Origin of the sequence: Algoriphagus aquaeductus (assembly GCF_003253485.1) — a bacterium.
In the GTDB taxonomy this organism is placed as follows: Bacteria; Bacteroidota; Bacteroidia; order Cytophagales; family Cyclobacteriaceae; genus Algoriphagus; species Algoriphagus aquaeductus.
Genome location: NZ_QKTX01000006.1, coordinates 219,702 through 233,220 on the forward strand (window position 1 = coordinate 219,702; position 13,519 = coordinate 233,220).

Consider the following 13,519-nt stretch of genomic DNA (forward strand, 5'->3'; position numbering starts at 1 on the left):
GCAGACAATTGAGGGGGATTAAACACTTTTCTCTATTCGTTCAGAGAGAGTCAGAATCTATTTATCTGAATTCATAATCCACTCCACTTACCTGGGTCAGCAAGGTGGCCGGGGCATCAAGTGCCACGGCAGAATTGGGAGGTGTTGGGGTAACAGGGGAGTTTTTGGCCAAATAGCTTTTCATCGCTTGATGCAGGGTGAAAGGAGTATTTTCGGTTTCTTTTACCCCACGGAATCTGCACAGCATGTCATCCGGATCTCCATCGCGTTCGCAGGCACAGATTTTATATACTTTCTCCATGTCGAGGTTTTTGCCATGAACCAGTGCTGATTGGACCCGCTGACCTTCTTCTCCAAACGCGTTGAATTTTACTTCCATGCCTTTGAATTTGATCACCCAGCCTCCGAATCGTTTGGAAGCATCGGCTGCAAACACGTTGTTAAGCTCCCTTTCGAGCCATTCTTTGATCTGCTTTCCGGTGACTTTGCCTGTTCGGATGGTACTGTCCACAGGAAGCATGTCGAAAATGAACCCGTTGGTGATCGGAATATTTCCGGTTTGGTCCGGAGTGGACCGAGGCGGACAGAATCTGAACCCGTTGGAAAGCACGATGTCCACATCCGGAACTTGCCAATTAATAGCGTTCAAAATCATGGTATCTATCGTATTTTCGATTACGAAGTAGCGATAAAGCGGAATAGTACTGTAGCCAACCACTTTCTGGATGTCCTCCAAATAGGGGCCTTCATACTTGGCTATGACCTCCTTCATCACTTTGGATTCGGGGTATTTTTTGGAATCCACCTCCAAGAGCTCATAGCGGTCGCTGACCACTTTTCCGTTTTCGATTTTGAGCTCAAGGTTGCCGACAAAAGATCCGAAAGCACCGGGCTCCACTACTTTGGCGTACTTAGCCTGTATCGGTTTTCTGACCCGCTCGTGCGTATCCCCACCCAAAATGTAATCCACTCCCTCGCAGGCGGGCAGATTGGCCAAATGAATCTGCTGGGAAAGTCCCAAGTGCGCTACAATGGCTACGAAGGCACATTTTTCCTGATTTCTAAGCACATCGACATAGTGAGCGAGGTTGTCTTCAGGCTTGGTGTAAATGATTCCTTTGCTGTAGTTTGGAGACTGACGGATGGGCACCAAGTGATCGGTATAGCCCAAAAAACCGATTTTCACCCCATTTACCGTCCAGATATGGTAAGGAGGGAAAATCAATTCGCCTCTTTTACCTTCACCCAAATCATGATACATATTCGCACAAACCTTGGGCGCAGTCAATGAGCCCATGAGATGTTGCATGGACTTTTTATAATAGATCACCTCCCAATTCCCAGGAAGATAGAGGTCGTAATCCAGTGCATTCAATATTGGCACCATGGCTTCACCGGTGGTTTTTACCGAGAGCTCTGAGCCCTGAAACATATCTCCCGTATCGATCAAGAAGCTGTGGTTCATTTTTTCGCGATGCTGATCCAGAAAAGTTTTCAAGTGAGCATATCCGCCGGTTTTTCGGAATACTGATTTCCCATTTTCCCAAAATAGCTCATCGTGTGCGTGGATCTGGCAATGCACATCGGTGGTCTGAAGGATGTTGAGGGTGAAAGAAGTGGGATTCTCTTTAGGGTTTTTTCGTGTGATTGAGGAGGCTTCAGCAAAAGATGCCAATCCTGTACTTGCTCCCAGGGCTCCGAGTTGAGCAATGAATTTTCTTCTCGAGGACTTCATGGGTAGGCTATTTTGTTCGGGATTAAAAAGGGAAAATTTTTTCCAATCTTCTCAAAAATAAGAAGCTGTATAATGTCAAATTGGTGACAGGAGTCACAAAACCACAAAAAGGATCCCAAATTCTGAGATCCTTTTTGGGAGTAAATCCAAAATTGGGAAGACTTACTTCGCTGCAGTAAACTTGATCACTTCATTTTTGGTAGCAGGAAGCGTCTTCAAGTATGCATAAATTGCCCGAAGATCTTCTTCTTTCATACCCGCATACATGGTCCAGGGCATGATGGAATTAAATTCCCCCGGTGCCACTTTGGGATTGACATATCCTGAATCCTGATATTGTTTAAATCGGGCAAGAAACATTTCTTCAGACCAATTGCCGATTCCTGTGTCTGGGCAAGGTGTAATATTGGAGGATGTAACCAAGGAACCGTCAGGAAATGGGAATGACCGTCCTCCTGAGTAAGCTTTTTCCGGAATAATCACTCCTTGAGGTGTCACCTGAGTATGGCATTCGATACATCCGGAGGCATTGACAAGGTAGGCACCATAGGCAATTTGGTCACTTGGATCAGGTTTTTTTTCCGGTTGAGAGTTGGTAGGGATGGTTCGTAATATCAAGCTCACAGGGAAATCTGCTTTTGAGTCGGGGACTTCATTTTCGATGGTAGGAAGACTCCTGACGTAGGCAATGATGTCGTAAATGTCTTCTGGATCCATCTTTCCATAATAGGCATAAGGCATCAGCGGAAACATGGGCCTTCCGTCATTAGTGACTCCGGTGGTGATCAGGCGATACAATTCCCCGTCGGTATAATCGGAAATCCCAAATGGAGTGATGTTTTTTGCATAAAATACGCCGGGGAGGCCCATTCCATGATCAAATCGATCTCCACCAGCACCTAAAGTTCCCGGAGCCGGTGGGCCAGAAAATTCGGAAAAATCCCGCTTGGAATGGCAATCCATACATACGGCCACATGATTGGCAAGGTATGCACCCCGCTCAATTCGTTCCGGCGTATATTCAATGGTAAGTTCTTGTGGGGAATCTACTCTGGGAAAACCCAGCTGTAAAAAGGCCAGTGCACAGACCAATAATAGAATCACCGCACCTAGAAGGTAGGCGAATACTTTTAAGATTTTTTTCATAGTGCTTTTTGTTGGGACAGGAATATAAAAAACATTTTTTTGATAATGAAATGTGTTTTTGATTCAATATGTCGTATTTAATTTATTTGATGCGAGCTTTTCAGGGATGAAATATTGAATGGTCGATTAGAATCTTTTCCTCCCAAATACTCCTTCCAGAGAAAATTCTTTATTAAGAGTCGAAACTCTTTTTAATTTCATGGATCACAATCAACCAACCCTCTATGAAGAAGATATTTCTACTCATCTTCCTTTTGCCCCTTTTTTCTGCATTAGCTCAGGAGCAAGAGGTATTGAATAAACTGGATGCCAAAGCTGACTTTTATGGAGATATCGCCAGAAAGATTTGGGCAAATCCGGAGCTCGGCTACCTTGAAACCAACAGTTCCGCACTTCTTCAAAAAACCCTTTCCGATGCAGGTTTCAAAGTGACCGCGGGTGTTGCTGAGATTCCTACTGCTTTTGTTGCGGAATATGGCTCCGGGAAACCGGTCATCGGTATAATGGCTGAGTTTGACGCGCTGCCCGGTGTTTCTCAGGAAGCGGTTCCTTTCCGTAAACCAGTAGTCGAGGGTGGTGCGGGGCATGCCTGTGGTCACCATTTGTTTGGCGCGGCTTCGGTGGCCTCGGGGATTACCATCATGGAATGGATGAAAGAGAACAAAATCCAGGGAACCATCCGTGTCTATGGCACGCCAGCCGAAGAAGGGGGAGGAGGGAAAGTTTATATTGCCAGGGCAGGTCTGATCAAAGATGTGGATGTGATGATCCATTGGCACCCAAGCAGTCAAAATGCCGCTGGAGCTACCTCCTCACTGGCAAATATTTCCACCAAATTCCGCTTTTACGGAGAAGCTTCGCACGCTGCAGCTGCACCAGAGCGAGGTAAATCATCTTTGGATGCTGTGGAGGCGATGAATTTCATGGTCAATCTGATGCGTGAACATGTGCCTCAGGAGACCAGAATGCACTATGTGATCACCAAGGGTGGTGAAGCTCCCAACGTGGTGCCGGCTTTTGCAGAATCCTATCATTATGTGAGACATCCTGACGCCATGGTGGTGAAGCAGATCTTTGATCGAATGGTCAAAGCAGCCGAAGGGGCCGCCTTGGGAACTCAAACCCGCATGGAATACGAAGTGATCAACGGAGTGTACAATCTCTTGCCCAATGAGACATTAGCCCGGATCATGCACAAAAATTTGGAGAAAATCGGTGGGGTAACCTATACTCCGGAAGAACGAAAGTTTGCCGAGGATATCATCAAAACGTATCCAGCGGGCGTCAAAGCCTCCCCAGATGATGCGACTAAGATTGCCCCATTTGTAGTAAGTGAAGAAGGCGGTGGAGGCTCTACCGACGTAGGAGACATCAGCTGGCTGGTGCCTACGGTCGGCCTTGGTACGGCTACTTGGGTCCCCGGTACTTCTGCCCATACCTGGCAGGCAGTTGCTGCAGGTGGGATGAGCATCGGACAGAAAGGGATGATCAACGCCGCCAAAACGATGACCCTGACTGCGATGGATATTTTCAAAGATCCGTCGGTGACAGGAAGAGCGTTGGAAGAATTGAATAAAAGAAGAGGAGAAGGATTTACCTATGAGGCTCTGGTAGGTAACAGGAAAGCACCTTTAGATTACCGAAAATAAAATTTGGTAAAAATCGATTCCTCAGAAGGCTGGAGTTCCGTTGGTGGAATTCCAGCCTTTTTTCGTTTGGTCTTTTTCAAAAAAATCTAACTTGTGAAAGTCTTACTCCTCACTCAAACTTATCATGGATAGACGTAAATCACTCAAAATCATCGGCGGATCTGTTGCCGGAATAGCAGGGTTGGTTTTTGCCGACTGGAAATGGCAAATTGTGGATCGACTGACTCACGCGGGTTTCTTTTCCTTTGAAGAGGAGCAGTTGATTTCTGCCATTGCGGAGACATTTATCCCGGATGGTTTACCGCCGATTTTGCCATCAGCAGATGCCAAGCCCATCGGCGCGTTGAGTACGGGTACCGATCAGTTTTTGATCAAGCTCTTCGAAAAATGCTACGAAAAAGAAGATCAAGATCTGATCAAAGCCCAGTTGAAGGTCTTGGGGAAAGCAGGATTTATGGACCTTTCTCAGGGGGACAAGGAGAAAACCCTCCTTGCTTTGAAAGATTCCGAGGTGGAGGAGGAGAAGAAATTCTACCAGCTGATGCGATCCAATACCGTCATGGGCTTCACGACCGTAAAAGAAGTGATGGTGGACTATAGGAAGTATCAAGTAGCACCGGGTTATTACAAAGGATGTGTGGATGTGCCTGTTTCATAAAATCTTCTTTAGATCCCAATGTCTTTTAAATCGTAGATTAGGGTATGAAAAAAATTGAAATTCAAGTAAATAAAGAAGCTTTGGATCTCTATCAAAGTCTAGATTCTAAAGAGAAGGAGCGATTTGAAGAAAGTGTTCTTCAGCTCTTGGCAATCTTCAATCGTTCGGAAATAGATCGATATGAAAGACTTAGAAATGAGATGGCTAAAGAAGCTGGGCGGAAGGGAATTACTGAGGAAGAATTAGACCGACTTTTGAAACTTGAGGATTAAAAGAGTGGTCTTGGATACCAATGTGCTCATCAGCGCACATTTATTGGAGAATTCACTATCCAAAAAAGCTCTTGACCTGGCGTTTAGAAATTGTTCGGTCCTTTATTCAGAGGAAACAATCAAGGAATTCGAATTTGTAATCCAACGCCCCAAGTTTGATAGGTATCTGACCAAAGAAATCAGGGTAGAAGCACTCTCCCTTTTTTCCAAATTAGGAATCTCCATTCAGATCCAAAGTTCTTTTGAGGTATGTCGAGATCCAAAAGACGACAAGTTTCTTCAATTGATTTTTGATGGGAGAGCGGATTATCTCATTACCGGAGACCTTGACCTCTTGAAACTTAACCCATTTCAAGAGACTCAGATTTTAAGTCCATCTGAATTTTTAAAGCAATCAGAAAAATTGATTTTTTAATAGCAAAGTTCTGATTTAAAGTATTGAAAATATGATCGATAGGTGAAAAGCAATTTGATTTTATGGTCAGTTGTTTATTTCCTAACCATAAAAAGAAAACCCGAAATACCATGTCAAACCTCAACCTCAAAGACAAGCAAAACACCACCTACGATGCCATCGTCATCGGTTCGGGGGCATCCGGTGGCTGGGCTGCCAAAGAACTGACCGAAAAAGGACTCAAAACCCTCGTTTTGGAGCGTGGCCGGATGGTGCGCCATATCGAGGATTATCCTACTGCCTCCAAAGCACCTTGGGAATTCGAATTCCGTGGCGTGGTGCCCATCGAAAAACGATCAGGAATCGGTGCTGCCAATTGGGGTAGGGAAGAGACCATGCATTGGGCTTTGGCACAAGACGAACAGCCCTACATCGAAGAAAAGCCCTTCCGATGGTTTCGCGGCTATCATGTCGGAGGCAAATCCCTCCTGTGGGCTAGGGGTACACAGCGCTGGTCGGATTTTGATTTTGAAGGGCCGGCTAGAGATGGATATGCGGTGGATTGGCCGATTCGGTACAAAGACATGGAGCCTTGGTACACCTATGTGGAAACTTTTGTGGGGTTTGCTGGCAGCCGGGATGGTTTGGATGTACTTCCCGATCAGGTGGTGCAGCCGGGTTTTGAGCTGAGTTGTGTTGAGCAGTATTACAAGGAAAAGTTAAAAGAGATTTATGGTTCGGAGCGCCACCTGGTCCAAGGCCGATGTGCGCACCTGACCGATCCGCAGCAGATTCACAAAGATCAGGGACGCAACAAGTGCATGAACCAAAACATGTGCAACCGGGGCTGTGTCTATGGGGGCTACTTTTCGGCGAATGCGTCTACCTTGCCTTGGGCTGAAAAGACCGGAAATCTGACCATTCGCCCTGACTCGGTGGTGGAATCCATCCTATACGACGAGCAAAAGGGAAAGGCCACTGGAGTCCGAGTGATTGACCGACTGACGGGCGAGGCGATTGAGTTTTATGCCAAAATCATCTTCCTCAATGCTTCCACGATCAATTCCAATGCGATTCTGCTTAATTCTAAATCTTCCAGATTTCCTGACGGACTTGGAAATGACAATGGCCTCATGGGAAAATTCATCACCTGTCATAATTATCGTGGAAGTGGCTACGCGACCTTTGAAGGCTTTCTGGATAAGTTCAATGATGGTCGTAATCCCGGCCACGCCTATGTGCCTCGATTCCGTAACGTCTATCGACAGGAGACGGATTTCCTCCGGGGCTATGCCATCGGGATGTCCGCCAGCCGTCAGTTGGATGGAAATGGGGAACTGATCGGTGATGCCCTGCGAGACAGTCTTCTCAATCCGAAGTATGGGCTTTGGGGCATGTCTGCCTGGATGCAGGGAGAAATGGTGCCCGAAGAGTCCAATCATATGCGACTTTCTACCGAGGAAAAAGACAAATACGGCATTCCCAAAATCATCATGTCCGTGGAGTGGAAAGAGAATGACGACAAGATGACCCGGGACTTTGTGGAGCAGCAGACCGAGATGTACGAGCGCATGGGTTTCAAAAATATCAATGTGGTCGATCGGGGTTCGCCTCCGGGTTCGGATATCCACGAGATGGGTGGCGTACGCATGGGCAATGATCCCAAAACGTCATTGTTGAATAAATACAATCAACTTCATGCTTGTAAGAATGTATTCGTCACCGACGGAGCCTGCATGACCAGTGGCAGCACCCAGAATCCTACGCTCACCTTTATGACCCTCACCGCTCGAGCTGCTAACTATGCAGTGGAGGAATTGAATAAATTGAATTTGTAAAATAGATTTCCCGCAGATCTGAGCAGATTATTTCCGCAGATTCACGCAGATGCATCACCGTGGGTCGGCGACTTTTTCTGCGTTTATCAGCGGGAACTCATAACCCAAAAAACCTATGAAGAAGACAATTCTACTAGTTGTCCTTGCATTTGCTTGGATCATCACCCCTTCTGAATCTCAAGCTCAGAAAAAAGGTGACCCGATGCTTCAGGTGCCCCTTGGCTTTGCCTCTTACACCTTCCGAAATCAATGGAAAAACGGCGTTCCTGAAGCACTCGATATCATCCAACAAATGGGTTTTACAGAGTTTGAAGGTGGAGCGCCTCAAGGCGTAAGTATCGAGGACTTCAAAAAAATGCTGGCGGATCGGGGGATTTCATTGCCTTCTACCGGTACCGGTTTCGAGCAACTCGAATCAGACCCTCAGGCAGTAGCAGACCGTGCCAAAGCTTTGGGGGCCAAGTATGTGATGTGTGCCTGGATTCCGCATAAGCGGGGGCAATTTTCCAAAGAAGATGCTGACCGCGCGATCAAAGCATTTAACGAAGGTGGAAAAGTCCTAAAGGAAAACGGAATCACCTTCAAGTACCATGTGCATGGCTATGAGTTTCAGCCTTATGGCAAAGGAACGTTGTTTGATTACTTGGTGGAAAATACCGATCCGAAATACGTCTCCCTGCAAATGGATGTAATGTGGACACATTTTGGGGGTGGAGATCCGGCGGCATTATTGAAAAAATATGGCAATCGTTGGGTTTCGCTTCACTTAAAGGACTTCAGAAAAGGCGCTCCCAAAGATATGACTGGCCTGACCGGACCTGAAAATGACGTGCCGCTTGGTGAGGGTGAACTGGACTTTCCCGCCATCCTTCGTGAAGCCAATAAGATTGGCATCAAGCACATGTTTATCGAGGATGAAGGCGATCACGAGTTGGAGGCTTTGCCAAAAAGTATTGCCTATTTGAAGAGCTTGAAGTATTGAGTCCAACTTTCACAAAGTTCGAAACTTTGGAAAAGTTTTTTGACCTTTTTAAAAATGGTGCAGAGGCTCGGGAGGAGCTTGGATTTCCCTCCCGATTTCCTCTGACTTGGGGACTAAACTGAATAAACCAAACTGTATAAAGAATACAATCCTAAGTACGGGGACGAGTTGCGCCCCGGACGATTTTTTTAATGAATTGATTTTATGGGAGGTATAAGGGGGGATGGGAATCAGAGGAGGGAATTATCGGAATAAAAAGTACAATGATAAAGGATACAATTAATCAACAACTCAAAGGGAGATCCGGAAGGGATTATTTTTCCAAGGTTCAGAACTTTTGAAAAGTTAACTATCCTCGGTTCGATTTTAGTTTCTTGACTAGTTCTTAAGATTGCTTCGGGATTTTGAGACTCGTGGATTATTGAAAAATCAGGAGGATCCCTCGCAATGACGGTTTTCAACACACCAACTTAAACCCATATCCTCGCACATTCAATATCTGGATTGCAGGATCGTCTTGTAGTTTTTTGCGGAGCTTGGTGATAAAGACATCCATGCTTCGGGCGTTGAAAAAGTCGTCCGAGCCCCAGATCTGATTCAGAATCAGCGTGCGATCGGTGATGTCGTTGGCGTTTTGGAGTAAAATCTGAAGCAGTTGGGATTCTCTTGAGGTAAGGGGTTGCTCGGCTTCTCCCAGTTTGAGCAATTGTCGGGTAGGGTGAAATTCATACTTGCCCAATACGATCCAGTCGCTTTGGTTTTGCCTTATACGGAGCCGATCCAGATGCGCCTTGATCCGCACGATAAGTTCTTCCATACTGAACGGTTTGCGAACGTAATCATTGGCACCCAAGCCAAAACCCTTCACCACATCCTCAGTCTGACTTTTAGAAGTCAGGAAAATAATCGGAGTATGGGGATCGATTTTTCGGATTTCGGCAGCGAGCGAAAAACCGTCTTTTTTGGGCATCATCACGTCCAAAACAAGGATATCGGGTTTTTGCTCCTGATAGGATTCCCATGCTTTTTGTCCGTCACCACAGAGCCTTACCTTGAAATCCCGGCTCTCCAGACTTTCCTGAATGATCATTCCGAGAGCCAGTTCGTCTTCGGCAAGCAGTACGTTGATTTTGCTCATGGCCAGTAGGTGATAAAAGTGGTGGAGTTTTTACCAAGTTCAAGTTCGATTTTTCCCTCGTGCTTTTCCATGATTTTTTTCACGTAGTACAATCCGATTCCAAAACCTTTCACATCATGAATATCCCCTTTGGGGATGCGATAAAACTGCTCAAACACCCGCTCTTTTTGTTCAACGGCAATGTTCCCCCCGTTGTCATGAATTCGGATTTTGTGCAAACCGTTTTGATCCAGGCAAATTCGGATTTGATCTCCTCCGTATTTGAGGGCATTGTCCAGCAGATTGGAAAGTACATTTTCGAAGTGAAACGGATCGGCAAAAATGGGTTTACTATGTGCCGGAAGTGTCAGATAGATTTGCTTTTCAGGGGCTAAAGTCTGGAACTTTTGCACCAGCTGTCTCAACAGCGGTTCGGGCTCGATTTGCTCCTTTTTCATCACCAACTGATCTGAGTCAAGCGTGGCCGTTTCGAGTAGTTTTTCCACCATCTGATTCAGCTTGAGTAATTGGGTTTTGGAGATGCCCAGGTAGCGGTCTGTTTTCTGAAAGTCGTTTTCAGGGTTGAATTTTTGGATTCCTTCGATCGCAGACAGCGTGGTGGCGATGGGAGTTTTGAATTCGTGGGTGATATTGGCAATCAGGTCTTGTTTGATCTCTGCGATTTCCTTTTGGTTTTTGATCGTCTGGTAGAGGTAGTAAAAGGCGTAGGCGATGATGGCCAAAAAGGCCAAGGACATGCCAATCTCGATGAGGCCACGTCTGAGAAGAGTCATGGTGGTGTTTTCAAAAAATAATTCCAAACTCAGTCCAGGTGGCAAAAATGTGGATCGAGACACGGTGAATTGCATGTCCGGCTTTTCGGACATGGGCTTTTCGGGAGCTTGGGGAGCTTCATTTAAGCGGGGCAACCTCCTGTTGACTTGAAGAAGTTTGTAATTGATGGTGATTCCTTTTCGTCTCAGCTCTCCCTGAAGCAAACTGTCGATTTGGTCGAGATCCAAAGAATCCCGAGTAATGGAAATAATGATTTTGTTGGTCAAAAATTTCATCTGCTCTAAGCTGTCGGCTGAGGAGCGGCCTAAAAATATGTTCAAATTGTTCGGATGGTCTCTGGCCATCTTACGCAAAGAATCCATCCGAACAATGGTATGAACAGAGTCTTCGGATACGTTTTGCCAGAAAATGGAATCTAATTTTAGATTTTCTGCCTGGGCTTGGGAAAGTGACCGGAAGACCAGGTTATTTTTCCCTACCCGATCTATAAATTCTTGGGGGAAAAATGCAGAGTCTTGGGAAGTTTGGATGGGCGGGCTATCTGGCCTCTTCAAATCTGAAGACGCAGACCTTTGGACATGGATTCGGGTCATATTTCCCGAGATGGAGGTGTTACTGTCGACTTCCCTAAATGGACTTCCCGGAATTAGACCGTCGGTCAGCGTGATCACATCTGTCTTTGCCCGTTCGGCGAAATAGCTTTCTACCGCATTGTCCAGACTTTGCTGGATGTCGGCGAGCAGCTGGTTTTTGAGGATATGAATTTGGGAATACAAGCGCCAAGCCTGTACTCCGATACTGACCAGCAGGGTAAATCCGATCAAAATTCCTATCCGCTTGAACTCCAGCTTTTTCATGCCTCTAAATTAGAATGATAAAAAAGCCCAAAAAATGGGGCTTAACACACGTTAACAGTGCTTAACTCTTTTACCTTTTCACTTTGGGTTGGTTTGTGCTCCTCAATTAATCCAAAAGCCATCATGATTGCCAAAATTTTATTTCCGCTTTGTTTTCTGATTTTCTGCTTTCAAGCAGTCTTTTCCCAACAACTTTCCGGCCGGGTCATATATCGGGCTTCCAATCAAATCATGATCCGGATAGATAGTACCGATATGAGTCCTGATGAAATTGCCGAAGCTCATGAAATCATGCAGAAACCTTGGCAACGGGACTTTATCCTGACTTTTTCCAAAACAGAATCCAATTGGAGACAGATCGAAACATTGGATGGGGCTTCAAGTCCTTCGGCTGATCAGGGATTGACCATAAGCCTGTCAGGAAATGGAAATGAAATCCTGTATAAAAATCTGGCAAACACCAGGTACGTGCAGGAACAGGAGTTTATGGGCAAAGAGTTTTTGATTCAGGATGACTTGGAACCCATCAATTGGCAATTGATGAATGAAACCAAACGTATCGGAGATTATATGGCCCAAAAAGCAATTTTCAACCGGCTTGTGGAAGTTCATCGGTTTTCCTCCGAAATGGTTGAGATGGAAAGTGGTCAGGACACCCTTCAGATTGAAGCATGGTTTACTCCCGACATACCGGTTTCCCATGGTCCGGAGAATTATTATGGATTGCCGGGTTTGATCCTGGAAATACACAATGGAGGGAAGTCAAATTATTTTCAAAAGATAGAATTAAACCCCGATTCTGATCAAATAGTCATACAAACTCCCAAAAGAGGAAAAATAGTCACTCGGAAGGCGTTTGAGGCCATGCAAGAGGAAAGCATCAAACAAATGAACAATCGCTACCAAGGCAAACAAGGCGAAGGTTCAAAAATCCGGATCGGTGGGTAGTGAACGGACAGAAATACCCAGAGCCTAGTTTATTTTGTCAAGCAGCCCATTGAAAAAAGCCAAAGTTTCGCAAAATCGAGACTTGGGATTAACAGACGTTAACAGTGCTTAACTCTTCAGATTTCAACATATCTTCTTCTTTGTATCCGAAAACCAACATACTATGAACACACGAATTCTTTTTCTCACAGGACTGATGCTCTTTGCTTTTGTCCAAGTGATCGCCCAGGGACTTACCGGCCGTGCCTACTATAAGTCCTCTTCCCAGATTAGATTGCAAATGGATTCTTCCCGAATGAATCCAGACCAAATGGCCGAAATCCAAGCTCAGCTCAAAAAGCAGATGGAGCGGGATTATGTGCTCTCGTTTACCCCGACCGAATCCAATTGGAAGCAGGTAGAAAGTCTCGGTGGCGGTCCGGCTACTGCTTCCTCAGGGGGCATGACCATGGTGATCAATACCGGAAGCCAAGACCGAGTGCTGTACAAAAACATTGCTGAGCAGACCTATGAACAAGAACAGGATGTGATGGGAAAGGAATTTCTGATCAAGGATTCTCTTGAACCCGCAGAATGGGAACTGACCGGTGAGACCAAGAAAATCGGAAACTATACTGCTCAAAAAGCCACCTATTCCCGAATTGTAGATTCTCAGCGCTTTTCTACCGGCATGACCGAGATGGAAAATGTCAAAGACACGATCCAAGTGACGGCATGGTTTACGCCGGAGATTCCAGTACCGCATGGACCAGAAAATTTCTTTGGTCTTCCGGGGCTGATTCTCGAAATCCAAAACTCCGGAAGAACGCTGATCTGTGAAAAAATCGAACTGAATCCCAGCGCCAATCCAGTCAAAATCGAGCGGCCTAAACGAGGTAAAGAAATCAGTCGCGAGGAATTCCGCGCCATGCAGGAGGAAAGCATGAAGCAGATGATGAATCGCTACCAGGGCAAGCCAGGAGAGGGGAATCAGTTTACGATACGGATTGGAAATTGATTTTAGAAGCGAGATACAAGATACAAGATACAAGACACAAGACGCTAGACATTAGACCTAAGATGTGAGACTTTGGGCGATCTCGGATAGGTTTTAGTCCAAGCCCATTTCAGCTTTCTCACTTCCTATTT

Annotated in this window: 12 protein-coding genes; 8 read left to right on the forward strand and 4 right to left on the reverse strand. The window is 45.7% G+C overall.

Annotation, left to right across the window (positions count from 1 at the left end; translation table 11 throughout):
- Positions 1–61: 61 nt before the first annotated feature.
- Positions 62–1,735, reverse strand: coding sequence for a bifunctional metallophosphatase/5'-nucleotidase (locus CLV31_RS10380; protein ID WP_111392817.1), 1,674 nt, complete (start codon positions 1,733–1,735; stop codon positions 62–64).
- Between the two features lie 162 nt (positions 1,736–1,897).
- Positions 1,898–2,881, reverse strand: coding sequence for a c-type cytochrome (locus CLV31_RS10385; RefSeq protein ID WP_111392818.1), 984 nt, complete (start codon positions 2,879–2,881; stop codon positions 1,898–1,900).
- Positions 2,882–3,105: 224 nt separating this feature from the next.
- Between CLV31_RS10385 and CLV31_RS10390 the strand changes: the two genes are divergently transcribed.
- From CLV31_RS10390 to CLV31_RS10415, 6 genes are all read left to right on the forward strand, one after another.
- A complete protein-coding gene (locus tag CLV31_RS10390; protein WP_111392819.1) occupies positions 3,106–4,530 on the forward strand; it encodes an amidohydrolase in 1,425 nt (474 codons plus the stop codon).
- Positions 4,531–4,654: 124 nt separating this feature from the next.
- A complete protein-coding gene (locus CLV31_RS10395; protein ID WP_111392820.1) occupies positions 4,655–5,188 on the forward strand; it encodes a gluconate 2-dehydrogenase subunit 3 family protein in 534 nt (177 codons plus the stop codon).
- 44 nt (positions 5,189–5,232) lie between these two features.
- Positions 5,233–5,460 (forward strand): hypothetical protein, encoded by a 228-nt coding sequence (locus CLV31_RS10400; RefSeq protein WP_111392821.1) that lies wholly within the window; start codon positions 5,233–5,235, stop codon positions 5,458–5,460.
- Positions 5,450–5,875, forward strand: a complete 426-nt coding sequence (locus CLV31_RS10405) for a putative toxin-antitoxin system toxin component, PIN family (protein WP_111392822.1) — start codon at positions 5,450–5,452, stop codon at positions 5,873–5,875. The genes CLV31_RS10400 and CLV31_RS10405 overlap by 11 nt, the downstream gene beginning before the upstream one ends.
- A gap of 110 nt (positions 5,876–5,985) precedes the next feature.
- Complete coding sequence (locus tag CLV31_RS10410; protein ID WP_111392823.1) at positions 5,986–7,692, forward strand: GMC oxidoreductase; 1,707 nt, start codon at positions 5,986–5,988, stop codon at positions 7,690–7,692.
- Positions 7,693–7,807: 115 nt separating this feature from the next.
- A complete protein-coding gene (locus CLV31_RS10415; protein ID WP_111392824.1) occupies positions 7,808–8,674 on the forward strand; it encodes a sugar phosphate isomerase/epimerase family protein in 867 nt (288 codons plus the stop codon).
- Positions 8,675–9,131: 457 nt separating this feature from the next.
- Here CLV31_RS10415 and CLV31_RS10420 read toward each other — a convergent pair whose 3' ends face one another.
- Entirely contained in the window at positions 9,132–9,812 is a 681-nt protein-coding gene (locus tag CLV31_RS10420) for a response regulator transcription factor (RefSeq protein WP_111392825.1), read from the reverse strand.
- Complete coding sequence (locus CLV31_RS10425) at positions 9,809–11,443, reverse strand: sensor histidine kinase (RefSeq protein ID WP_111392826.1); 1,635 nt, start codon at positions 11,441–11,443, stop codon at positions 9,809–9,811. The genes CLV31_RS10420 and CLV31_RS10425 overlap by 4 nt, the downstream gene beginning before the upstream one ends.
- Positions 11,444–11,566: 123 nt before the next feature.
- Here CLV31_RS10425 and CLV31_RS10430 point away from each other — a divergent pair, with 123 nt between their 5' ends.
- Both CLV31_RS10430 and CLV31_RS10435 read left to right on the forward strand, forming a co-directional pair.
- The gene (locus CLV31_RS10430; protein ID WP_111392827.1) at positions 11,567–12,391 is read left to right on the forward strand and encodes a GLPGLI family protein; all 825 of its coding nucleotides are present in this window, start codon (positions 11,567–11,569) and stop codon (positions 12,389–12,391) included.
- A gap of 163 nt (positions 12,392–12,554) precedes the next feature.
- The gene (locus tag CLV31_RS10435; protein ID WP_111392828.1) at positions 12,555–13,388 is read left to right on the forward strand and encodes a GLPGLI family protein; all 834 of its coding nucleotides are present in this window, start codon (positions 12,555–12,557) and stop codon (positions 13,386–13,388) included.
- The last annotated feature ends 131 nt before the right edge of the window (positions 13,389–13,519 follow it).

Coding starts and splice junctions, on each gene's coding strand:
- CLV31_RS10400 (WP_111392821.1), top strand. CDS start 5,233: ATGAAAAAAATTGAAATTCAAGTAAATAAAGAAGCTTTGGATCTCTAT.
- CLV31_RS10395 (WP_111392820.1), top strand. CDS start 4,655: ATGGATAGACGTAAATCACTCAAAATCATCGGCGGATCTGTTGCCGGA.
- CLV31_RS10390 (WP_111392819.1), top strand. CDS start 3,106: ATGAAGAAGATATTTCTACTCATCTTCCTTTTGCCCCTTTTTTCTGCA.
- CLV31_RS10385 (WP_111392818.1), bottom strand. CDS start 2,881: ATGAAAAAAATCTTAAAAGTATTCGCCTACCTTCTAGGTGCGGTGATT.
- CLV31_RS10430 (WP_111392827.1), top strand. CDS start 11,567: ATGATTGCCAAAATTTTATTTCCGCTTTGTTTTCTGATTTTCTGCTTT.
- CLV31_RS10410 (WP_111392823.1), top strand. CDS start 5,986: ATGTCAAACCTCAACCTCAAAGACAAGCAAAACACCACCTACGATGCC.
- CLV31_RS10420 (WP_111392825.1), bottom strand. CDS start 9,812: ATGAGCAAAATCAACGTACTGCTTGCCGAAGACGAACTGGCTCTCGGA.
- CLV31_RS10380 (WP_111392817.1), bottom strand. CDS start 1,735: ATGAAGTCCTCGAGAAGAAAATTCATTGCTCAACTCGGAGCCCTGGGA.
- CLV31_RS10435 (WP_111392828.1), top strand. CDS start 12,555: ATGAACACACGAATTCTTTTTCTCACAGGACTGATGCTCTTTGCTTTT.
- CLV31_RS10415 (WP_111392824.1), top strand. CDS start 7,808: ATGAAGAAGACAATTCTACTAGTTGTCCTTGCATTTGCTTGGATCATC.
- CLV31_RS10425 (WP_111392826.1), bottom strand. CDS start 11,443: ATGAAAAAGCTGGAGTTCAAGCGGATAGGAATTTTGATCGGATTTACC.